Origin of the sequence: Clostridium sp. DFI.1.208 (assembly GCF_024463855.1) — a bacterium.
Lineage (GTDB): Bacteria > Bacillota_I > Bacilli_A > Erysipelotrichales > Erysipelotrichaceae > Clostridium_AQ.
Window position 1 is genome coordinate 98,235 of the sequence record NZ_JANGCA010000003.1, and the last position, 24,307, is coordinate 122,541.

Below are 24,307 nucleotides of genomic sequence, written 5' to 3' on the forward strand. Positions count from 1 at the left end.
TATCAATAAAACTGCGATACAGCTTCATCAAAATAAGCTGCAACATCGTATGCACTATATACACCCTTATCTGTTATAACACCATCAATCAGATAGGGTGGAGTGATGTCAAAGGATGGATAAATCGCTTTAACACCGGGCAGGGTATTGTTGATACCGCGATAACAGAGTACCTGCTGCGGATCGCGTTCCTCGATTATGATATCCGCTTTGCTGCGCTTATCTGCATCCGGTATACCTGTCACAAAATACGGGATATGGAAATATTTTGCCAGAATTGCAATCTGCATGGTTCCGACTTTATTTGCAATATGTCCGTCTCTGGCAATCGTATCTGCTGCAGAGGTAAACAGGGATATCCCCTTGGTTTCCATTGCATAGGCAACCATATTATCGGTAAGCACCGTTGAGGAGAAGCCCATTTCATGACATACACTGGAGGTCAGCCGAGCACCCTGCAGGTAGGGTCTTGTTTCCGCATGATAAAATTCCACCAGTCGGTTTCTGCGTTGTGCAACGCGACACATCATACCTACAATCGTTTCTCCAAAGCACTGTGTCAGCACACGGCCACCCTCCGGTATCTGATCAACCAGATATTCCGCTACCTTTTCCATTGTCGCATATCTGCGATTCAATGAATCCAGTGTTCTTTGTATGATGGCCTCTACCGCATTCTCCCCCCGATCGATTGCCGCATAGGCTGCCTGCAGGCATCCGTTTGTTATGACACGGTAGCGGTTCGCAGTCGTAATTCTGGCTGTAGCGATATCCTCAGCTGCAGTCTTCAGAAATTCCTTCTGCTCCCTCTGGTCTGCATTTCGTATCTGCCACGCCGCCAGTGCCATCCCCATACCGGCTGCCGTATACGGCCCGGCACTTTGCGTCACCATGTCCCGTATCGCCTGAACGACCTCCCGATAATCCTTACATTCCACATAGCGGATAACACTCGGATAAATTCTTCGATCCAGTATACGAACCATACCGTTTTCAAACCATGCCACATGCTCATATTGCAGCAGATATGCAAGCCCCTTATCCTGTCTTTCCATTGTATCAGCTTCCTTCCTTATCGTTGTTATCCCCTCATAGCGCGCAGCATGCAGCGCCCTCTATCTATCTCATCAGCGTGCTGTACTAAGCTCCTTACTTTATAAAGCAAACACAGGCATGCCTGCATGCAGAGAACGTGTGGATGTTCTGTTGCACCGTATATGCCCAAAGCAATACACACAATCTCTCAAAATCATCTGCTCTATGAACAAATCATTTTAAATTGTTCACTTACTTCCATTCCCTCACAAATCACCTTTCGATTCCGTATCAGCCAGATTCCCATTTTCAGTAATGCACGTTCAAAGGCTACACGCTTATCTATCTCTTTGATCGAGGTGACCTCCATAACCTTGGAATCACCCACAACCCTGCGAATAATTTCCGTACCAGCATAGCCAAGGGAATCGTTCATGATTTCTCTGAGATAGTGCTGTTTAAATTCCTTTGTACGATACAGCGGACATTCCACACATTGTTCATAAACCTTCGGCAGCTTTTCCATGGTCAGATCAATCGTATCTGCCACGGCATGGCAACACCAGGTGAGAAATTCTGTATGCTGCGGTTCTATGAATTGTATTCTCGCCCAGGCGAAGAAGAGATTGCCAATCACATTTCCGATGTCATATCCCATTGGTCCGTAAAATGCAAACTCCGGATCAATGATTTTTATTCCATGCTCATTGATGAAGATGGATCCGGAATGCAGGTCTCCATGCACCAGTGCCTGCGCATGGTTCATAAAACGATCTCTCAGCTGGGCAACATCGGCTTTCAGCAGTTCATTCTCATATAAAAATTCTTTCACAAACTCCTCATTCTCCGGTAATACGATATTACGATTCTTGTAATTATCATATGGCTCTGTAAGCACAAGATCTTCGGTAATATCACACAGCTCCTTATTCAGAAAGAGCTTGACATTATCTTTTTTCACTGCCCGATCCAGCACCAAATCTGTTGTCGGCAGAAGTGTCCGTGCCAGAAATTCTGCAATATTTTCTGCAAAGTGGGGAAAGACTCGACCTTCCATCAGCTCTTTCCTCATATTTTTATAGGCCGAGATATCCTCCATTGCCAGCACGCACATTACTTCATCATAGGCATAAACCTTTGGTACAAAGCCCTCTGCCAGCATCCCCTCCAGTTTGAGAATCTCCGCTTCAATCTTATTACGGTATACATCCAGCGCTCTTCCGGATGAGCGCAGGTATTTATCTGCCTGCTTTATGATGATGGATTTTCCACTATCCGGATTCCATACACGGAAAACATAATTGATGTTTCCATCACCGATTTCCTCTGCCTGCAGCACCTCACCCTTTTGAAAGTATTGCAGCTTGGAGGTGACATAGCATTTTACTTCCTCCACATCCAGCAACATGTGATGCTCATAGTTATTCATATACATTTCCACCTTATATTCGTTCTATGCTTCCGTTTCAATTTGTTCTTTTTTCGTTCTGATATCCTTAAATTTCGGAAATCCGATAATGATAAAGACGATTCCGAAGACAATCATCAGCATGGAATACCAGTTATAGCCCATGATAGCGGTTGGTGATACATTCGCCAGACCTCCGGCTACCAGCAGCTGCCCGGCATATGGCAACAGACCGTTGAATGCGGAGGAGAACAGATCCAGAATACTTGCGACACGCGATCTTGAGATATGGAAATTATCCGCTATATCTCTGGCAATCGGACCGGCTGCGATAATCGATATCGTATTGTTGGTAGTCGCAATATCTAGAAGACTTACCAGAGCCGCAATAGACAGCTCGCCGCCTTTGGATGATTTAGCCCCTTTGGTCAGCTGATTCATCAGGAAATCCATACCGCCAAAGTGCTTCATCAGCTCTACCATACCGCCGACCATGACAGCGATCAGTGCCATATCCTCCATACCGATGGCACCGTCATGAATAATCGTAAGCGACTGTATCAGGGTAAACCCGCCATTAAAGCATCCGATGACCACTCCGGATAAAATACCGATAATCATCACGACTACAACATTTAAACCGACCAGGGACAAGGCAATGACCAAAATGTATGGAATTATGTTCACAAAGCTGAAGGAACCGATATTTCCAAGACTCACATCGCCTCCTGACTGGATAGCGAGCAGAATCACATTGATGACTACGGCAGGCAGAACCATGAGTATATTCGCTTTGAATTTATCCTTCATGGACACCTCCTGTGTTCTCGTTGCGGCAATCGTCGTATCGGATATAAAGGAAAGGTTATCTCCAAACATCGCACCGCCGACAACGGCTCCGGCTAACAGACAGACATTGATGCCCGTTTTATTGGATATATCAACTGCAATCGGCATGAGTGCGGCAACGGTTCCCATGGATGTTCCCATGGAGAAGCTCAACAGACAGCCGATCAGGAAGATTCCGGGCAGAATCAGATTTCCGGGAAGAATAGTAAGTCCCATATTTACAATAGAGTCAACGGCCCCCATTCCCTTTGCGACTCCGCCGAAAGCTCCGGCTAGCAGGAAAATCAGAACCATCAGAATCAGGGTTTCTTCTCCGCCTCCTTTACAGTACAATGCAATTTTTTCCTCAAATGGTGTTTTCTTATCTCTTTTGTTTAACAGTAATGCGACTCCGGATGCGATGGCGATTCCCGTCATCAGCGGCATGTTGTCAAAGCTTCCTGTACCTAGCCCCGTACCCATGTACGCAACAAGGAATACAATCAGCGGCAGCAATCCAAGAAAGCTGCCTTTCTTTTCATTTTTCATAGTACCTCCTCAAGTATCACATGATTATTTAAGTAGCTTCATCCTCGGCAGCTGTCCTGTGCTACCCTCCCTTCTCAAATATTGTTTTCTGACCGAAATGAAACCCCCTACAACGAAAATACAACATATTCAGTCACATGTCAACACTTTTATGTTGCTTTTTGTTGTTTTATCTGTGGTTATCCTTGCATTTTATGTTGGATATTGTTATATTATAGATGTCGATGTGACTTTCTGTTTGATAATATGGGATTTTGAAGGAGGATGATTGACCATTTCCAAATAAACTTATATAATATTCATAGAAATATTACGATAAGAAAGAGGGAAGACGTATGTTAAAGCTAGAACGGCAGCTGTTTATTGAAAAGGAGCTGCATGAAAAGGGCAGTGTTCTTGTTTCCGAGCTGAGTAAGGTGCTGGATTGCTCAGAAGAGACAATACGCCGGGATATCAAGGAAATGGAAGCGGCTGGTAAGCTCAACAAGATACATGGAGGTGCCTATCTGCCGGATAAATACGACAAGGGTGTACCGATTGAATTACGTGAATCATTCTTCGCCAGTGAAAAGGAACAGATGGCAGACAAGGCGGTGGATATCATCAAGGATCATTCTGTCATTATGCTGGATTCCAGCACGACATGTCTGAAGCTTGCGGAGGCAATTATCTCATCCGGAAAATGTATTACATTGATCACCAATTCGCTGCGTATCAGTTCTCTGTTTAATTCACAGTCATCCAATGTGAATCTGATTTGTCTAGGTGGACAGCTTCATCGGGCAACTGCATCCTTTACCGGGTATCGGACAACGGATACGCTGAAGCAGAATTTTGCGGATATCTCCTTTATCTCCTGTCCGGCACTGCATCTGCAGCATGGCCTTTCCGATAACAATCTGAATGAGGCAGAGGTGCGTAAGCATATGCTGGAAAATTCCCACTATAAAGTTCTGATTGTCGATCATACGAAGTTTGATTCCATATCGGACGTCCTGTTTTATGAACTGGCAGCAGTTGACCTGCTGATAACCGATCAACCACTGAGTGAGACATGGGAGGAGTATTGCAGAAAGTCATCTATCGAAATTATTTATTCGTAAATACGATAGGAGGACATCATGAGAAATTTTACGTATCACAATCCTGCACGGATTCTGTTTGGCGATCATGCACTGGATCAGCTTCCTGATCTGTTCAGGGAATTTCATGTTTCAAATCTTTTGCTGGTATACAGCGGAGATTTTATCAAAGAGCTTGGTATCTGGGATGCTGTTCGTGATACCTGTGTTCAAAGCGACATCGCCTTCTATGAAGAGGGCGGTGTTGTTCCGAATCCGAAAATCGAGCTTGTACGTGAGCTGATTGCATTGGGAAAGGAAAAAAAGATTGATTTTGTCCTTGCCGTGGGTGGAGGCAGCTCGATCGATACAGCAAAGGCAGTGGCCGCAGGGATCCCCTATGAGCATGATGTGTGGGATTTCTTTGAATATGCTGCCGTTCCTGAAACAGCTGTACCAATAGGTGTTATTACCACCATTCCTGCGAGTGGCTCCGAATGCTCCAACTGTTCGATCATTTCCAATGGGCTGCACAAATGCGGTATTGAATACGATTGTATCATTCCGAAATTTGCTATCATGAATCCAGAGTATACCAGAACGCTTCCACCCTATCAAACATCAGCTGGAATTGCGGATATTCTCTCTCATATGCTGGAGCGCTATTTCACCAATACGGAGCATGTTGATACGACAGATTATATGCTGGAGGGCACAATGCAGGCACTCATGGTGAATGCCCGCCGTTTGATGGAGCAGCCGGATGACATTCATGCGCGTTCTGAGGTACAGTGCCTCGCCTTTATCGCGCACAATAATTTGCTGGATATCGGCAGAGAGAGCGATTGGGGGGCGCACCGTATTGAACACGAGCTGAGTGCACAGTATGGAATTACGCATGGAGAAGGTATGGCTGTTGTAACTATCGCATGGGCCCGCTACATGGCTGCGCATCATCCGGATAAGCTGGCGCAGCTGGCTAGCAGAATTTTTGATGTCGATCCATTTGTTTACACAAAAGAAGATATGGCTTATATCCTTGCGGAGAGGCTGGAGGAATTTTTCCGGTCGCTGCATCTGAAAACCACCTTGCATGAGATGGGAATCGATGATGCACATTTTGAGGAGATGGCTAATCGGGCCACACATAATGGTGAAGACTGTGTTGGACATTATGTGGCGTTGAATAAACAAATTATTATGGATATATTGAAGATGGCGTTATAAAAAAAAGCTTTGTAATCACGAATGCAGGTTCCGTGATTGCAAAGCTTTTTACTGTTCTGATAGCACAATATGTTTTCCTTGATTAAATGCGGGGCAATGAAAAAGGCATTTGCATCAGCTGTACATTATATACATGCCTTTGCAAATACCTTATCATTCCTTATTGATTCTGGAATCCCCAGCTATTGATGTAGCCTATCCACTTATCTCCAATATAGCAGGAATAATACAAGCTTCCATCTGCTCTGGCAAGAGAACGTTTGATTGTAAATTTCTGATTACGATAACCAGTCATTCGCTTCACCCATTTATCTGCCGGTGCGTTATAAAGCCAGTATTTCTGTGGATTCGGTGTATTAAAGACTCGAGCATTATTTTCTCCCCATCCAAAATACGTATCCTTTTTGACACTGTTTTTCAATGCGTAGGAATTTATATAACCAATCCATTTCCCATTATAATAGGCTGACCAGTAAGAAGTACCTTCTTCATTCACATATTCTCTTGTTAGAAGCAGCGGTTTGTTATTGTAATTTTTCATGCTTCCCATCCATTTTTTCTTGAATGGATCATAGCGATTGTAATTTGCAGCATTCGGTGATGAGAATACTCGTACTCTTCTAGACAGATTATAGAAGCCCTGCGCCTTTTTTTGCGGATATGTCAGACGATTACTGAAGCTTGCCTGACTGAATTTATATTCGCCATTTATAAGATTTGCTGTTCTGACAACGAAGCGGTAGGATGCTCCCGAGGTTCCCGTTTTAAAGGTATAGGAAGTTCCGGTTTGAGATGTCAGATAATTCCACTCGCCATCATCTGTTGTCTGATAATATACACGGTATCTCGTATTGTAAGGAACCTTATCCCAAGTCAGCTTGATATTTGTTCCCTCTACCGTAGCTGTAAGATTTGCAGGACTTTGTGTCTGCAGACTCAGCAGGGTATTTGTAAACATACTAACATCTACATTTTCTGGAGTAATACCTTCAAAATCAGCTTCCGATGTATACTGCCATCCACTGTCTCCCGTATAATACGGATTATCAAACGCCAGATAGCTACCATATTCTGCAATCCATGAAGTAAGTCCTAAAATATAGGCAGAATTTAGCTGATTCTGACAATAACTGCGATAACTGTAAACGTGCACTTTTCCACTATAACCTGCACTGTTCATTTTATCAACGTATGTTTTAATAATACTTTCATACGTATTGACATCCTTTGGTGGCACACGCGTTGCTCCATCATGATTATATGCCTTGAACGCCTCTATATCATAATAAATAGGATAAGACATATCAGTCAGATCATAGCTTTGTAAACGCTCGATAGTACTTTCCGCTTCTGCATAGGCAAAGTTAGCATCATATGCATAGCTGTATAGATATAAACCATAAGGAATTCCCAGACGTTTACATTCGTTTATATTATAATCAAAATATTCATCTGTATATCCGACACCCCATCCGATTCTAAGAATTGCGCCGTCAATTCCCTCACTTTTCAATTTTTCCCAGTTTATTTTACCATCATGCTCAGAGACATCAACTACCTGTTTTGGATTTTCTACAACAACGCTTTGTCCATTCTTTGTATATGTAAAGGTCTTCGTTGTTCCGTTTAACCCCCAAGTAGGTGCAATCAAGCGGGCATTTGCTGATCTGCTTCTGTATTCTGGCTGCGGCTGCTGTGGCGTACCGTCTCCCATGGCAGCATTCTCAGCTCCATCCATTTCACCGACAGGCTGATATGTATCAGCTGTAACTGTCTTAATTTCATTTGCATCTGTATTGGTTACAGAACCGTCAGTATTCTCTGTTTCTTGTGCATGGACACCTGTCAGACAAAGACCGGCTGCCAGCAATGTGACTAAAAGTTTTCTCAAATTCAGTACCCCTTTCTATTTCTATATAAGTATAACATCCCTGTAGCTAATTTCTACATTTTTTTATGAATTATTAACATCATTTAACTAACTATGTATTAAAAATGCGATGTTTAAAAGCCTTCACATGAATTCTTAAGAAAATCGTAATAATCACATGAACATCTCAATTTCCTTATTTTACAAATTATGTAAACTATATTTCAAATGACAAAAAGGGGAAGCTCCCCTTTTCTTGACATTGTACGTGATTTATCAAATCTGAGTTTTTAAATATGCGAAGATAAACGCATCCAGATCGCCATCCATAACCCCCTGTACATCACTGGTTTCACAACTGGTCCTGTGATCCTTCACCATGGAATACGGATGGAATACATAGGAACGGATTTGTGAACCCCACTCATTGGCTTTCTGCTCACCCTTAATTTCCGCCAGTCGGGCTTCCTGTTCCTCAATCATCTTCTGATATAGACGACTTTTCAAAACACGCAGCGCCTCTTCGCGGTTTTCATGCTGGCTTCGTCCATTCTGGCAGGTAGCTACCAATCCGGTCGGCTTATGCACCATGCGGACTGCAGAATCGGTCTTGTTGATATGCTGACCACCGGCTCCACTGGCACGCTTGGTCTCCACAATCAGATCCTCCGGTTTGATTTCAATTTCAATCTCATTGTTAAACTGTGGCATAACATCCAGAGAAGCAAAGGACGTATGTCTTCTTCCACCGGAATCAAACGGTGATATACGCACCAGACGGTGAACACCCTTTTCCGCTTTCAGATATCCATAGGCCATATCCCCTTCCACAAGGAAAGTCACGGATTTGATCCCTGCCTCTTCTCCCGGTAGATAATCCAGTACACTGACCTTGAAGCCTTTTTTCTCAGCCCAGCGGGAATACATGCGATATAGCATATCCGCCCAGTCGCAGGACTCTGTTCCGCCAGCTCCCGGATGCAGTTCCAGGATTGCACTGGAGTGATCATATTCATGAGATAGAAGAATCTTAATTTCAAAATCATCAAAGTTCTTTTCCATCTCCAAATACTCTGCTTCAAACAGCTCAAAAATTTCATCATCATAATCTTCCTTCAAAAGATCATGTGTTTCTTCCAGCCCTTCCAGCGCACTGTTCAGCCTTTCATAGCTTTCCACAATATCCTTGATACCGTTCAGCTGCCGTATCAGTGTTTGCGCATGCTGTGAATCACTCCAGAAATCATCCTGCAGCGTCATGCTCGTCAGCTCTTGAATCTTATGTTTTTTTTCAGCTAAGTCAAAGTGACTCACCAAGCTGTGCAAGCTTCGCCTGATGAGTGTTCACCCCCTGTTTAATTTCGTATAGTTCCATATTAGTTTTCCACTTTTCTTTCTACCTGTACCTTCAGAGCGAAGAATACAACCTCACGTGCAATACGTGCCTGCATTTCCTCAAACATTTCATATCCTTCCTGGATATAGGCCTGTAAAGGATTATTCTGTGCATAAGAGCGCAGGTGAATACCGTTTCTCAGCTTATCCATGATATCAATGTGCTCTATCCAGTTACGATCCATGTTTCGCAGTACGATGGTTTTTTCAAACTGCTTAAATTCATCACGGATATCCTTGATTTTATCATCATATAATGTGAAGATTTTCTCTGCACAATATGTTGTTACGTCATCCTTTTCCTTACCCTGGATTTCCTCCAGCTTCAGATTGTCCTTTTCTTCCAGCCCAAGCAGCTCCAGCCCCTGCAGAACACCTGCATAGTCCACGCTTTCATCATGACGGGTATGATCCACATTGGCATCTACCACACTGTCGATAACACGGTCAATCATATCGCGTACAATGCCGTGCACATCATCATTTTCCAGAACAAAGTTTCGCTGTTCATACATGATTTCACGCTGCTTACGCAATACATCGTCATAATCCAGCAGCTGCTTACGAACATCATAGTTATAGCCCTCAACACGCTTTTGTGCTTGGGATATGGATTTTGTAACCATTTTGGATTCAATCTGTGCATCGCCCATAGATTCAAACAGCTTTTCAAATTTATCGCCGCCAAACCGAATCATCAGCTCATCCTTTAAGGATACATAAAAGCGTGAAAATCCAGGATCTCCCTGACGGCCGCTTCGTCCACGCAGCTGATTGTCAATACGTCTGGATTCATGGCGCTCACTGCCAAGAACACCCAGACCGCCAAGCGCACGGGATTCATCGGTCAGCTTGATATCGGTACCACGGCCTGCCATATTGGTTGCGATGGTCACAGATTTAGGTCGCCCTGCCTTTGCGATAATTTCCGCTTCTCGCGCATGGTTTTTCGCATTCAGAACTTCATGAGGAATCCGTTCCTTTTTCAGCAATTCATGAACCAGCTCACTGGTTTCTACGGAAATCGTACCAACCAGTACCGGCTGTCCTTTTTCATACAGCTCTTTTACTTCTCTTACCAGTGCGGCAAATTTCAGTCTTGGATTGGCGAAGATTGCATCCGGATAATCAATACGCTGTACTGGCTTGTTTGTAGGAATTTCAATTACTCGCATATTATAAATATCCAGGAACTCCTCTTCCTCGGTTTTTGCCGTACCGGTCATACCGGCCAGCTTGTCATACAGACGGAAGAAGTTCTGATAGGTAATGGTCGCAAGGGTACTTGTTTCCTCTTTGATGGATACACCTTCCTTGGCTTCGATTGCCTGATGCAGACCATCGGAATATGCACGTCCTGGCATTGTACGTCCGGTAAACTGGTCAACGATGACGATTTCATCATCCTGAACCACGTATTCTACCTCATTTTTCATGATATAGTTTGCTTTTAATGCCTGTGTGATATGGTGAACGAGCTGGGTATGATCGACATCGTATAGATTTTTAATTTTGAAATAACGCTCTGCGACGCTTACACCCTTTTCACTCAGCATGATCTGGCGTGTTTTTTCATCAATTTCATAATCATCGCCCTTTAAGCGCTTTGCGAAAGCATCTGCCTGCAGATACAGGTTCGCCGTTTTCTTCGCACCACCGGAAATGATGAGCGGTGTTCTGGATTCATCAACCAGAATGGAATCGACCTCATCGACGATTGCGACATGCAAGCCGCGCAGTACACGATCCTTCACATCGGTTACCATGTTGTCACGCAGATAATCAAAGCCTAATTCAGAGTTTGTTGTATAGGTAATGTCACAGTTGAATGCTTCACGCTTCTGTGCAGGCGTCAGTGGACGTGAGTTCACACCAACAGTTAAGCCCAGGAATCGGTAAATCTGTCCCATCCATTCCGCATCACGGCCTGCCAGATAATCATTGACAGTAACAACATGCACACCTTTGCCGCTTAAAGCATTCAGATAAACACACATGGTGGAGGTCAGCGTCTTACCTTCACCGGTTTTCATTTCGGCGATATCGCCCTGATGCATTGCGACCGCACCCATAATCTGTACCTTATACGGATACTCGCCAATCGTACGGCGTGCAGCCTCACGCGCAGTGGCAAAGGCCTCAACCAGTAAATCATCAAGGGATTCCCCTTCTTCACATCTATGTTTGTATTCCTGTGTTTTCTCTCTCAATGCATCATCACTTAACGCTTCCATATCATTGGCCAGTGCCATGACCTTGTCAGCAGTCTTTTCCAGATTATGCAATGTCTTTTTTTCACCGTTTAATAAACGTTCGATAAAATTAGCCATTTAAGACCCTCCATACTTCTTTATAAGTTTATATCGCCTGTTTTAAAAACTTCATATAGCCTTATCTATTGTAACACAAAGTGTGTTTCAATAACACAGAATACAGGCAATTTCAGAAGAATTTACATTTTGTTTCTTTTTTCCATAACATTTGTGTGAACAACCTGTCCGCGTATTCGTTTACGTAAGCCGTCGGATATAGTTTTATGTATCATTATTTATAATAGAAGAGCATTTTGTTTCAATAGAAACCAAGAAAATCAAGCAGGAAAAGGGACATTCTCAAGCATGTCTGGATTTTGTCCCCTTTCGCTTATTTATTTTGTAATGATTTCAGCCTTGCATGTAGATATAAATGTCGGATCACTGTTGTTTGGTCCCACCAGTACCACCATTCCAAATTCATTCCTGATTACAGTACCTTTTCCTACTGTCTGACCACCGGCGTTAATGTCTACACCTGTGGTACCTGTTGGAAGATATGAACGGATAGCACTTTCACATGCAGCTCCACAGCCGGTAGGAGCTGGTACAGGCGCAGGAAGGTACGTAATAGCTTCGTTGTATACTGAACTTGTAATACGCACAGATGCAATGCGACAAATTGATACAGCCTCTTGCGGTACACCCTGTGCATTCGTGAGCTGTAGCAGGCCATAATCATAATCAGGAGATGATAATAGAGAACCGGCACGACCACTGGCATTATTGCCACTTTCCATTGCAACAATGATTGTGTCGCTTGGATATAGCTGAATGATCTGTAACAATATATTGACCATTTGTTGAACACATGAGCAGTCAACACCATTGCCTCCAGGGCCCGTTGGACCTGTTGCTCCCGTGTTTCCTGTATTGCCTGTTGCTCCGGTCACTCCTGTTGGCCCGGTGCTTCCTATGCCCGTTGGACCCGTTGCTCCTGTACTTCCTGTATTGCCTGTTGCTCCCGTAGCACCTCGAAAGCCTCTGGGGCCACGTGGCCCCTCGCAACAGCAATCACAGCTGCAATCAAAGCAGCCACAACATTCATTTTCATCATAGTACATATTTCTCACCTCTTTTCATAACCACTGTAAATTTCTATGGTCATTCCAGAGTATGTTAAACATATATCCTCGGTAGCTGTCATCTCCCTATTATGTCGTATTCTCTTTCATAAAAAAATAACCATGACAGCCTTTTTTTCATTAGGGTCACGGTTATTCTGTTTTTTTACGCCTTAACGATGTTATGAGCCTGCAGGCCGCGGTCAGTTTCAACTACATCAAATTCAACCTCTGCATCAGCATCAATTGTTTTGAAACCTTCCATCATTAATTGTGAATAGTGGAAGAATACATCTTTTCCATCTTCTAAAGTGATGAATCCGTATCCTTTTTCCTGGTTAAACATTTTTACTTTTCCTCGCATTGCTTCAAATCCTATACCTTTCTATGCTTATCGCTGCATACCACCATTATAGACATTTTACAAGTGAAAATCAATTAAAAAATTGTGAACTTTTTGAAAAAATTATCATGATTTTGTAATATGTTTCTTATTTTTAAACAAATTTTCATATTTGTGTAAATATTACATATAAACAGAAATATTTTTCATTATTAGAACGTATGTTGAAAGATGTTATATAGGTGAAGTGATATAAAATTTCCAGGTTCCCAGCATATCCATATCCATTCATCTTTTGTATCTCATCTTCCATTTTTACTTATCGTCATAAAGGAAAAGTCGGGATAATACAATAGCATTCCCGACCGTCCAATTATGCTTTTTCTACATTTCTGGCTTGCAGACCCTTATCAGAATCCACCGCATCAAAGGTCACTTCCTGACCCTCCTCCAGTGATTTATATCCTTCCTGTTGAATATGAGAATAATGTACGAAAATATCCTTTCCATCTTCTCCGTTAATAAATCCATAACCCTTTTCAGCATTAAACCATTTTACTTTGCCTTTCATTTCTGACTTCACCTTCCTGTATCTATGTCAAAGTATAGAGAACATCCCCTTTCTTTTCAAATCTTTTTTATCGCAGGATTCGACAAAGCGGGGATTCGCACAAAGCGTAAGTGCCTCTATCTTATATGTATGCTCCTTCAGTAAATCATATGCACAACGAATTGTATTCCCACTTGTAACAACATCATCAACAAGCAGTAATTTTGTTTTCGGCAGTTCCACATTTGGTTTCTTTTTTATTACCTGGGAAATATTTCTGCGATTTGCGAAGCTCTGCAGGGATTGTTTGTGATTACAGGTTTTATAAAACGGTTCTATTATATGTAATTGGCAGTCATGCAGCATTTCCTTTACTGGCAAAAAGCCTCTCTCTGCAGTTTTCTCATTACTAGATGGCAGTAAAACGACAGTATAATGTCGAAATTTATCGCTTATTTTTTTCATGATATCATGAAAAAACACATCACGAAGCGCAGTATCCAGTCCTTCCTTATACTGAAAAATCATATTTTCCAGAAAGTCATTATATACATATGCTATGTGCAGGGGAAGGTCTCCCAGCTTAACTGTTTTATTCAAAGCCTCCAGCTGAGCATGACAAGCTCCGCACAGCAGAGAATCCTGTCTGATAAATTCAAACAATGTCTGTTTCTTCGTTATATCCTCCATACATAGACGACACCATTGCTCTTTCATACTAGTGCCTCCCATTCATAAGCTGTAGCGCACGGATACAGCGTTCTATATCTCTGGTTTTTTTCGTACATAAAAACAGTCCCCTTCCTGTGGGCATTTCTATGTTTCTTCCCACACGACCGATCATTTGTATAAGACTGGCCTCATTAAAAACGGGATGGTCTGCCTGATAAATGACAACATGTATCCCCTTGATTGTAATTCCTCTCTCTAAGACGGTTGTGGCAATCAGACATTCATAATGATGCGCATGAAATTTTTTGAGAACAGCTTCCTTATCCACGGTTTTTGATGTAAAGGATGTGCAGCGAAACAGTATTCGCAGCCAGTGACTCATTTTTTCTGCTAGTGCAATGGTGGGGACAAACACCAGTGTCTGTGCATGCTCTTTATGCTGCTCTTTCAGAAACCGGATAAGAAATAGCAGCTGCATAGAAGGCAGAGCTGTACGTACCTTGGGCACAATGAGGGGATAGCCGTGCGGCCTTTGAAACAGTTCCACCATCTGAAGATTTCCTTTCTTTACTTCCGAAAGCATTTCCTCATCCGGAGTTGCGGTGAGATATAGACGGTTACCGATACAGGCATGCGTGGCAATATGTTTTAACACGTCGTTACCACGGTATGGGAAAGCATCCACCTCATCCATGATAAGCAAATCAAATGCGGCATGATAGCGGTATAATTGATGCATGGTACAGATAATCAAATCACCTTCAGTGACATCTGTATAGCCTTCACAAACCGCAATGACCTTCAAACCGGAAAAGGCAGTCTGCATACGGTCACGAATTTCCAGCACGACCTGGCGGCGGCTAATAGCAAATCCGACTTTACAGCCTTTACGAAGAGATTGCTGGATGGCCTCCATCACCAGCTCTGTCTTACCTGCCCCACAGGCTGCATAGACAAGGACGTCCTGTCCACGCGCAAGATATTGCACAATCTGTGAAGCACACTGCTTCTGAGCAGGCGTTAACGGATAGTTCAGCTGATAGTCCGCATGAATCACTTTTCTATCTATCGGTTTCCGCTTTGGAAGCTCTCCTACCGCGATTCTTCCAAACATGATACACTTACGGCAGTACCAGCCTTTCATATCTTTGTAAAAATAACGTTCCTCCGTATTTCCGCAACGCAGGCATTGCATAAAATCACCTCCATAGTTATATACGTAGGAAGGTGGTAAAAGTCCTAAAAAAAGCAGAATTTTTACACTCTGCTTTTCATATCCTATTTTGATTCTTTTTCAACCTGAAGGAAATGCCATGCGTCTGCACACATTTCTTCCAGCCCCTTCTCTGCTTTCCAGCCCAGTTCTTTCAATGCTTTATCGGTACTAGCATAGCATTGTGCAATATCACCCGGACGTCTTGGATCAATCTGATACGGTACCTCCAGATTGTTCACCTTTGCAAACGTGTTAACAACGTCCAGCACGCTGTATCCGATTCCTGTTCCCAGATTATAGGCATCAACACCGATTGGCTCCATAACCTTATTAACTGCATTGACATGACCTTTCGCAAGATCGACAACATGAATATAATCTCGTACGCCGGTACCATCTGGAGTATCATAATCATTTCCATATACATGGAGATACGGCAGTTCCTTATTCGCAACCTTTACGATATATGGCATCAGATTATTCGGAATATCATTCGGACTTTCTCCAAGCAATCCGCTCTTATGTGCTCCAATTGGATTGAAATAACGCAGCAGAGCAATATTCCATTCATGATCAGAAGTGTAAAGATCCTTTAATATCTGTTCAATCATAAGCTTGGTTGTTCCATAAGGATTTGTCGTAGGTCCCAGAGGGAAATCTTCATAAATCGGCACGCTTGCCGGATTTCCATAAACCGTAGCACTAGATGAAAAAACAAGTCGCTTGCAATTATGCTTTGCCATCACTTTACATAGTGCCAGTAAAGACATCAGATTGTTCTGATAATACATAATCGGCTTCTGTACAGATTCTCCGACTGCTTTATATCCAGCAAAATGAATTGCCGCATCTATCGTATGCTCATTAAAAATTTTCTCAAGAGCAGTTTCATCACAGCAATCTGCTTCATAAAATGCAACTGTTTTACCAGTAATACTTTTAATCTTATCAATAACATCGGCCTGTGAGTTGTACAGGTTATCAATAATCACTACTTCATTACCGGCTTCTATCAATTCGACGCACGTATGGCTGCCTATAAATCCGGTACCGCCAGTTACTAAGATTTTCATATGTGGTTCCTCCCTTAGCTTTTCACCGTTCCATTATAGCATAATCAAAAACATTTAACAAAAAACCGTGTAAAAATATCGTAAAATTAACCAATTTTCAAATAGATCCATCATCTTGAAATTACATAAAAAGCATACCTTCTGTATGTGACGTATGCTTTTAGCATTTCGTACTGTTAAATATCCACCAGATAATCTACAGGTTTTCTCATATGAAAAAGGCCGTGACGAAAGGGCTGTCCTAACGTACGACCTGCTTCTCTGACAGTTTGATGAACAATAAACTCTGAATTTCTTTTAATACTCCAGCCTTCTGTAATACCGTCTGATATCCATTGGATGTCTTGTTTCCCTCTCCATGTAAGCATCTATCCGATTATTTACTGCATGCATCACCAGATGGGAAATATGCTTTCTATACTTTTCACTGATACCCTTCAGCTCATAATCTTTCGTATCAATAATTGTGTAATTCTCACAGATTTTCGGTAAGAAATTAACCACACGCTCAGATAATGGCCGCTGCGCATCCTCTCCTACAAACACTGTAACCGGTGTCTCCTTTGTGACGATCTCAAACATGCCGTGAAAGAACTCTCCGGAGGTGATGGACTTCGTTTTGATCCATAGCTGCTCCTCCCAATAGCACATTGCATAGGAATAGGTAGCTCCCCACTGATTTCCGGCTCCCACAAAATAATGAATAGGATCATTCCAGTGCTTCTTCGCAAATTCCTGTCCGAAAGCATCCGCCTTTTTTTCAACCTCAATCAGTGCCTGTGCCAGATGCTTTTCATATTCCGCATACATTTCATCGCAATCGTCAAACTCCCCATGATTCTGCATGAAGCGATCTGCGACCATAAAGAACTTCAGCTGTTCATTAACAGGATAAGCAATTTCATAGTCCACCAGCTTTGCCAGTTCTGTCGTATCAATATCGATAAATCCAATCACCTTGGCCCCGGCTGCCTGCATTCGCTTTACAGCCTCTACCACCTCCACCGTACTTCCCGTTACAGAGGATGTAATCACAACAGTTCCCTTGCCAATACGTTTATTTCCTGTCGTATTGTACTCAGACGCATTTTCTGCCCAAGTCTCAATTTCTGACATCTCTTTCATATGAACAGCGGCCTGCATACCGCTCGCCCAGGTTCCCCCGATCCCCAGCCAGCAAATATTGCGATACCCCTCTGCACATATTTCATCCACGATTTTGTTGATATCCTTACGGATCGCCAACGCTCCATTAACACTGCTGCGTGTCCAATCTTCATTAAATTTCAATAACATGTTCATGTCCTCCTCTTTTTTGTCTGCTATTTATCTTACCCGGCAAGCACACCGAAATAAGCTCCTATAATTCCAAGAACCATCGTTCCCAGAATAAGAATGATCGGATTGACCTTTTTCTTCAAAAGCCAGTAATACATCCATGTACCGCCCAGTCCAATCAAACCGGGCATAATGCCATCCAGAATGGACTGCAGTGTGGTAACCTCTTCTCCAACCTTGCTCAGCTCCACATTCAGTGTTGTCCAAACCATATCCTTTGACATACAGCCGATAACCATAACACCAAGGATACTGGCTGCCGCAAGCAGCTTATCCATCATGCCATTCGCCTGCATCCTCTGCAAATATTTGAAGCCGATGTTATATCCAAAATGTGCACCAAAATAGCGAACGATAAATGCCGGAATGTTATACATCAGAAAGTATACGATCGGTCCAAACATATTCCCATTCTGTGCCAGAGAAATACCAATTCCAACAGCGATAACACGCAGACAGCCGACAAACACAGAATCACCAATTCCGCTCAAGGGGCCCATTAGTGCCGTTTTGATGCTGGAAATCGCTTCTCCATCTACCTCACCGCGCGCCTTCATTTCCTCCATGGATGCTACAATACCGCCAACAAACGGAGCAAGCTGCGGTGTGATATTAAAGAACTCCACATGACGGGTTAAAGCATCCTTATAGCCTGTTTCATCCTCAGCATAAACCTTTTTCAAAATCTTATTCATCATCATGGCAAAGGCTATGTGCATCTGACGCTCATAGTTCCAGGAAAACTCCATTCCCAAAGAGCCCTGGTTAAATGCCATTCTTGTAATGTCCGCTTTCTGTATTCTCTTATCCGATTTAGAAGTCATCATCATCACTCACCATCGCATTGGCATCACCAGCCGCAGCTCCTTTCAGATTCATAAAATCAAATTTTACAACGATCAGAATTACCCCCAATATCGCTACGCCAAGAACCGGCACACTCATATATGCAGCAAGTGCGAATCCCAGAAAGTAGTAGGGTACATTCTGTTTGTTTACCGTCATACGCATCAGCATAGCAAATCCCAGAGCTGGAAGCAGGCCTGCTGCTGCAGCCATTCCATTTGTCACATAGTCAGGAATCGCATTGATCATATTTCCAACCGCTTCACTTCCCAGATAGAACGCGAAGAATACAAGCAGAAATCTACGAACAATGGTAATCATACCAATCAGCCAGTGTGTCGCTACCACACCGCCGTAATTTCCTTCCACTGCATAACGGTCTGTAAAACGTAAAATCACAGAATTGAATACATTGCAGAAATTACCAATTGCCTGTGAAACAAGCGCAATCGGCATTGCCAGTGTAACTGCGGTTTCAATCCCCTTCCCCATAGAAATTGCAAATGCTGTCGCCAGAACACCGCCCACAATCGTATCCGGTGGAACATAGGCTCCAATACTGACAGCCCCCATAAAGAATAACTCCAGACTTGCGCCGATAACCAGCCCCTGGTGAAGATCCCCCAGAACCAGACCGACCAGCGGTGCAAGAATAATTGGCCGATTGATATACAGGGATCCCAGCTGATCGCCAAAGACACCCAGACTTGCTATCAATCCGATTAAACATGCTTGTACCATGATTTCCTCCTCCTTCGCATTTTCATGCCTTTATCAGGAATATACTTCCTATTGTACTTTGACCCGCTGCATAGAACGGGGAGCGAACTGTTTTAACGATGCAATACGTGATCCAATGCCACCGCAGATTCTGCAGGCAGCTGCTGAATGAAGATGGAAACTCCGCGCTCCTGCAATTCCTTTAATTCTGCTTCATCCTCATCGTTTATGAAGATTGCCTTGCTGATCTGTCGATAGCCCTCCCGGCGTATCGTCCCGCCAAGATTGATGCTTTTCACAGAGGAGCAGCCTGCACTCAGGATATTGGCATCATGTATCGTTTTAACTACAACAAGCAGACGGTATTTATCATCCGTAACACCACTGTTGATAGCCTTAATAGAGTCCTCCAGGCTTTTGATAACGAGCTTAACACCGGACGGCTTAGCCAGCTTCATTGTCGTTTTGAATACCTCATCATGCACTACCGCATCATTGGCAATCAGAATACAGTCGGCATTTAACTCATTGGTCCAGGAAAACGCAACCTGGCCGTGAAGCAGACGGTGATCGACTCTGCATAACTTTATCATAATCATATTCTCCTTTTTAAAATTCATCCTCTTCCGATAAACATTCCTGTACCTTTTCATTGCAATATACAATACCGCATTTTGCCTCATTGTTTAAGCGGTGTATCAGCTGCTTGGCAGGCTCATTGGAAAACAGAAACAGATTCATCAGCATTGGTAAATTCATTCCTGTCATTAAATGGAAATCCTTTCTTCCGATATACTTCATCAGCTCGTTGTTGACACTGCCGCCAAACAGATCCGTACAGGCGATAATTTCAGCATTTACCGGTATGCTTTTCAAGGTTTCAGCGATCAGACATCCAACCTCCTGCCCCTCCTTTACATAGGCGGTAATGATATGCACATTCTTTTTTTCTCCCAAAATAATCCGTATGGAATCATAAATCCCCTGAGAAAATGTTCCGTGACTTGCGAGTATATAATGTCGTTCCATAAGCTCCCTCCTTTCATAAACCAAAGCTTTTCAGTGTCTTCTGTTCCGCAGTCCACGGTTCTTCATAATAGCGCTGGGTTGCTGTTTCCAAAGAGAGATATCCAGGATACCCATAACGCTCCAGTATCTGTAAATCCTGCTTCAAATCACGCTTGCCATCCCCCCATGCCAGATGACCTGTCGGATTTCCATCCACGAAATGAATATGCACGATATCGTTACCAAATGCTTCAAAATAATCCTGCGGTGTGAGCCCTGCACGCGCCATGGCCCCAAAGTCTATGCAGACCTTCAAGCAGGTACTCCCCACATCCTTTCGATACCGCTTGATATCCGCTATCGTATTAACAAGACGTGATTCATTTGGCTGCAGTGCTTCCAAAGCAAGTGTTACATTCCGTGACTGAGCATAGGCAGCGATATTCCTCATCATATCCACAGAACGCTCCCACGCTGCTTCTACCGGTTCACTGTAATAATCCCATCCGCTTGTCACAAGAACCTGCCGGCACCCAACTTCACAGGCGATATCAATCATCTGCCTGTAATAGCTGAATACCTCCTGTCTGCGCATGTCCCCTTTAACCGCGATATTGTTTGGCTTCGGGTTCGTCTGTTCCGGACAGATGCCTATGATCTTTACCTGATAGTCCTCGGAAAGTCTTTTCAGCTTCTCCACCGGTTCATGCCGCATAGTATCAACATAATAGTGCATTGGCCCTGTCCAGATTTCTGCATAGTAAATGCCCTGTGCATGGATAGACCGGAAGAAATCTTCCAGCTCATAAAAGCGATAATGGCAGTTCATTGCACAAAGCCTGTCCTTAAAATTCATCAGCCCCGCCTCCCTTTTGCAAATCATTTTCTATATACTCAAAGAGATAGGCGATTTCCGATATCGGAAGTCTGACATGATAATGCTGCAGCATAATTTCAAAGCTTCGATTCACATCATCGATAAAATCTCTATGCTTTTCCTGAAAACCGGAGAGATCCTTGTATTTCTCAAAAGCTGTTTTCGTGACAAGGCGTTCAATCAGGAAGCAGATATGCATATAGATGCCGACAATGGTTTTACTCTGAAACTTTTTTCCCATTGTCTGCTGCAATGCACTGACAGCATCACTGACATAATCCAGCAGCTTATCAGCATTGAGTATTGTAATATTTTCCATTACCGACTGCATGGAGAAATTCTTCAGCAGACGCTGGTCAAACTGTTCGATTTCCTCATTGCTCAGATATGGACAAAATACCTGATTCAGTTGTTCGATGTTTTCAAAATTCATAATTTCCTCCAATGTCACACTGTTAACCTTTTTAAGCTTTAAGGAATACGGCTTGATCATTAGCACGACATCGTATTTTCGAAACAAAATATCATCTGTTCTGTTTTTCATCAGTTCATCAAATTCATATGCAATCATTTTCAGATCAATCGGTCGTGGCAAACTGTCCTTAAACAGACGGCAGAGCTTTTCCGATATCAGCATCCCTGCATCATTGGTGAATACAATGGCCTTTTCCTTCTTTGCTTCGGAAAGCACCTTGTAACGGCACTGATTTTCATTACATGCAAGCTCCAGCAGCTCCTCCAGCTCATAGTGCTGCTGTATTTTCATACCGATATTCAAGGCAAGTGAGGTTGAGATATTATTGATAACTCCAACATTGACGCTATCCGCAATGACCTCACCGATCCCTTCCAGCGAGCCCATATCCACCAGGAGAATGATATTTTTCAGATGCGGATTTTCTTCTATAAAATCATTCAGCTTGCCGCTGATTTCCTGTACCGGAGTATTAAGCGGCATATCGATTGCTTCAAAGGTATAGGAATTCAAAAGAGAGTTTGCGGCATCCGCAATCGAGCTAGCCGTTGAATAGCCGTGACTCAGAATAATTCCGACAGTATCCTGTGATCGGATATCACGATTATAGAAATTGATATTCAGCATGAGGAAAATCCGGTTCATTTCGGAAAGCTGCATATTGATATTGGCGTGCAGCTGTCTGGCAATAGTCTCTGTCAGAATATATTCATTGCTCATACAGCCCGCCATTTTCTTTAAACATTGCTGGATATCCTTTTGATGATCCTGTTCCCATTCATACAGGGAGGATGTGTTTTTCTGTGCGGATACCAGCATTCTTGCCAGCACATAGGCACAGTTGATTGGAAGATTGATATTTTTAATCACCTTTACACTGTTCAGGACTTCGATTACAATTTTCTCCATGGCTTCCAGACGCCCGTCATAATAGGTTTCCTGAAATACAAGAATGTCATAATAGTATCGCAGCGCCTTTTGTCCCTGTTCAAGAAAACCGTTAAACGACTGTGTTCCTGCAATATAATCGTCAAATGCCTGTAATAGCTGTTCCCACATGACGAGAATCTTACTTCCTGCTTCATTTTTTTCCACCGTATCAATGCGGACAAGTGAATCACGGTCTCTGCTGTTTTTATCCACTGTTAAATGATCCAGTAAATGCACCGGAAGATGATATAAATAAATATCCATTCGCTCCTTTGAGGTGCAATCCGCAAATGCATTGGCGCAGATGGTACGGATACATTTGCGCAGCTCGTCAATATTGCTTTCAAATTGATAGCCCATTAGGAAATGCTGAAGGCGCTTGGATATATATATACTGCGCTCTAGGCGAAGCTGCTCCTCCTGGAAGAATTTAATGACAAATTCCAGCCGTTCCTCCTCATTGCGTTTTTGAAAGGAAGGAATTGTACAGATTACAGGAATGCTCAGCAGCAGGTTATGGCAGAATACGGTATGTGGATCCTCGCTTGTGGAAAGAATAATCTGAACTTTGGCTTCAATCTGTGCCTGATCATCATGGACACGCGTAAATTTGCTTCTCGCTAGGTAATCCGCCAGCTTTTCCTGGCATTCCTCACTCAGATTGCTGGCATTTTGTATACATAGGATGCCGCCGTCTGCTTCCTCAAGAAGGCCCTTTACCGCAGGATGTCCATTGACTGCTCCCATTCCGAATAATTCCTCCATCTGCCTGCCCTTATTTTCATCCCGAAATGCCTTTTTCTTTACTAACGGGAGCTCCTTCTGTAATGATGTCATGCGATTAAGACAGAATTCATGTGTCAGGCGAACAAGGTAGGATTTTCCACAGCCCTTCTCTCCCTGCAAAATAACGGGCAGACCTCCCTGCGGATAGGAGAGCGCTGCTTTTAACTGCGATATCGGGTATTGCAAACTGCCGGTACAGCCGATTGCTTTCTGAAAGTCCTGCAGTCTCGGGCTGTTCTGATGTAATTCCTTCATAAGCTCTCTCAGGCTCAGATATTCACTGTTCTTTAATTCCAGCTGATACTTGCGTTCCAGCACGCTGCGATCCATATAATAGACGGGGCGGGTGCTGATTTTTATGATACGCTCCTCCTTCACCAGCTCATTGAGATACTGGGAGGTTAAGGAACGCGAGATATTCAGAGCTGTGCTGATACTGATTGTTGTGAAGCCGCCTAGCTCATTCATCCGCAAGCCCCGAGTAATTTTCTGCAGATAATCAAGAATCTGCAGCTTTGATGTTGTGATATTCATGGAACCACCTCACTTTCCGGTACCGCTTCTTTACGATACCATTATAGAAATTCACATTGCCTCATGTCATCAGAGTTCTGTATTTTTGACACTGCGCAATGCTTCCATTCTATCTCAAACACTAAAGCGGTTTCAACACTATGTAGTGTTGATTGAAAAGACACTGTTGAAATGACGGCAACAGTGTCTT

At 43.1% G+C, this 24,307-nt stretch carries 21 protein-coding genes; 2 read left to right on the forward strand and 19 right to left on the reverse strand.

The features are described 5' to 3' along the window. Positions 1-2: 2 nt before the first annotated feature. The 3 genes from NE665_RS02700 to NE665_RS02710 form a co-directional block, all read right to left on the reverse strand. Positions 3-1,055, reverse strand: a complete 1,053-nt coding sequence (locus NE665_RS02700; protein ID WP_117442134.1) for a s-methyl-5-thioribose-1-phosphate isomerase — start codon at positions 1,053-1,055, stop codon at positions 3-5. Between the two features lie 203 nt (positions 1,056-1,258). Next, positions 1,259-2,464 (reverse strand): S-methyl-5-thioribose kinase, encoded by a 1,206-nt coding sequence (mtnK, locus tag NE665_RS02705; RefSeq protein ID WP_117442133.1) that lies wholly within the window; start codon positions 2,462-2,464, stop codon positions 1,259-1,261. Between the two features lie 24 nt (positions 2,465-2,488). Continuing rightward, positions 2,489-3,820, reverse strand: a complete 1,332-nt coding sequence (locus NE665_RS02710) for a Na+/H+ antiporter NhaC family protein (RefSeq protein ID WP_117442132.1) — start codon at positions 3,818-3,820, stop codon at positions 2,489-2,491. 335 nt (positions 3,821-4,155) lie between these two features. On the opposite strand from NE665_RS02710, the gene NE665_RS02715 reads away from it, so the two are divergent. Continuing rightward, the gene (locus tag NE665_RS02715; protein ID WP_117442131.1) at positions 4,156-4,923 is read left to right on the forward strand and encodes a DeoR/GlpR family DNA-binding transcription regulator; all 768 of its coding nucleotides are present in this window, start codon (positions 4,156-4,158) and stop codon (positions 4,921-4,923) included. 18 nt (positions 4,924-4,941) lie between these two features. Beyond that, positions 4,942-6,108: an iron-containing alcohol dehydrogenase gene (locus tag NE665_RS02720; RefSeq protein ID WP_118654541.1), complete on the forward strand. Its 1,167-nt coding sequence runs from the start codon at positions 4,942-4,944 to the stop codon at positions 6,106-6,108. 160 nt (positions 6,109-6,268) lie between these two features. Here NE665_RS02720 and NE665_RS02725 read toward each other — a convergent pair whose 3' ends face one another. The 16 genes from NE665_RS02725 to NE665_RS02800 all read right to left on the reverse strand — a co-directional run bounded on the left by NE665_RS02725 (position 6,269) and on the right by NE665_RS02800 (position 24,117). Further along, positions 6,269-7,999, reverse strand: coding sequence for a GH25 family lysozyme (locus NE665_RS02725; RefSeq protein WP_118654540.1), 1,731 nt, complete (start codon positions 7,997-7,999; stop codon positions 6,269-6,271). 255 nt (positions 8,000-8,254) lie between these two features. Beyond that, positions 8,255-9,353 (reverse strand): peptide chain release factor 2 gene (gene prfB, locus NE665_RS02730; protein ID WP_178760183.1). Its coding sequence is split into 2 segments (ribosomal slippage): positions 8,255-9,280 and positions 9,282-9,353, totalling 1,098 coding nucleotides; the frame shifts between segments, so codons are not numbered across the junction. 1 nt (position 9,354) lies between these two features. Further along, positions 9,355-11,703 (reverse strand): preprotein translocase subunit SecA, encoded by a 2,349-nt coding sequence (gene secA / locus NE665_RS02735; RefSeq protein ID WP_233104511.1) that lies wholly within the window; start codon positions 11,701-11,703, stop codon positions 9,355-9,357. 317 nt (positions 11,704-12,020) lie between these two features. After that, a complete protein-coding gene (locus NE665_RS02740; RefSeq protein ID WP_178760185.1) occupies positions 12,021-12,749 on the reverse strand; it encodes a collagen-like protein in 729 nt (242 codons plus the stop codon). A 166-nt stretch (positions 12,750-12,915) separates the two neighbouring features. Further along, positions 12,916-13,113, reverse strand: coding sequence for a cold shock domain-containing protein (locus NE665_RS02745; RefSeq protein WP_009274215.1), 198 nt, complete (start codon positions 13,111-13,113; stop codon positions 12,916-12,918). Between the two features lie 352 nt (positions 13,114-13,465). Beyond that, the gene (locus tag NE665_RS02750; protein ID WP_009274214.1) at positions 13,466-13,663 is read right to left on the reverse strand and encodes a cold-shock protein; all 198 of its coding nucleotides are present in this window, start codon (positions 13,661-13,663) and stop codon (positions 13,466-13,468) included. A gap of 27 nt (positions 13,664-13,690) precedes the next feature. Then, positions 13,691-14,359: a phosphoribosyltransferase family protein gene (locus NE665_RS02755; RefSeq protein WP_178760186.1), complete on the reverse strand. Its 669-nt coding sequence runs from the start codon at positions 14,357-14,359 to the stop codon at positions 13,691-13,693. A gap of 1 nt (position 14,360) precedes the next feature. Then, positions 14,361-15,509, reverse strand: a complete 1,149-nt coding sequence (locus NE665_RS02760) for a helicase-related protein (RefSeq protein ID WP_178760187.1) — start codon at positions 15,507-15,509, stop codon at positions 14,361-14,363. A gap of 83 nt (positions 15,510-15,592) precedes the next feature. After that, positions 15,593-16,603, reverse strand: a complete 1,011-nt coding sequence (galE, locus tag NE665_RS02765; RefSeq protein WP_178760188.1) for a UDP-glucose 4-epimerase GalE — start codon at positions 16,601-16,603, stop codon at positions 15,593-15,595. 297 nt (positions 16,604-16,900) lie between these two features. After that, entirely contained in the window at positions 16,901-17,899 is a 999-nt protein-coding gene (locus NE665_RS02770) for an SIS domain-containing protein (protein ID WP_178760189.1), read from the reverse strand. A gap of 35 nt (positions 17,900-17,934) precedes the next feature. After that, positions 17,935-18,768: a PTS system mannose/fructose/sorbose family transporter subunit IID gene (locus NE665_RS02775; RefSeq protein ID WP_083785729.1), complete on the reverse strand. Its 834-nt coding sequence runs from the start codon at positions 18,766-18,768 to the stop codon at positions 17,935-17,937. Continuing rightward, the gene (locus NE665_RS02780) at positions 18,755-19,528 is read right to left on the reverse strand and encodes a PTS sugar transporter subunit IIC (RefSeq protein WP_178760190.1); all 774 of its coding nucleotides are present in this window, start codon (positions 19,526-19,528) and stop codon (positions 18,755-18,757) included. The genes NE665_RS02775 and NE665_RS02780 overlap by 14 nt, the downstream gene beginning before the upstream one ends. 92 nt (positions 19,529-19,620) lie before the next feature. Further along, positions 19,621-20,100, reverse strand: a complete 480-nt coding sequence (locus NE665_RS02785; protein ID WP_178760191.1) for a PTS sugar transporter subunit IIB — start codon at positions 20,098-20,100, stop codon at positions 19,621-19,623. A gap of 16 nt (positions 20,101-20,116) precedes the next feature. After that, positions 20,117-20,536: a PTS fructose transporter subunit IIA gene (locus tag NE665_RS02790; protein ID WP_120146100.1), complete on the reverse strand. Its 420-nt coding sequence runs from the start codon at positions 20,534-20,536 to the stop codon at positions 20,117-20,119. Positions 20,537-20,549: 13 nt separating this feature from the next. Further along, the gene (locus NE665_RS02795; protein WP_178760192.1) at positions 20,550-21,371 is read right to left on the reverse strand and encodes a sugar phosphate isomerase/epimerase family protein; all 822 of its coding nucleotides are present in this window, start codon (positions 21,369-21,371) and stop codon (positions 20,550-20,552) included. Next, positions 21,361-24,117, reverse strand: a complete 2,757-nt coding sequence (locus NE665_RS02800) for a sigma 54-interacting transcriptional regulator (protein WP_178760193.1) — start codon at positions 24,115-24,117, stop codon at positions 21,361-21,363. Before NE665_RS02800 ends, NE665_RS02795 begins: the two co-directional genes overlap by 11 nt. Between the last annotated feature and the right edge of the window lie 190 nt (positions 24,118-24,307).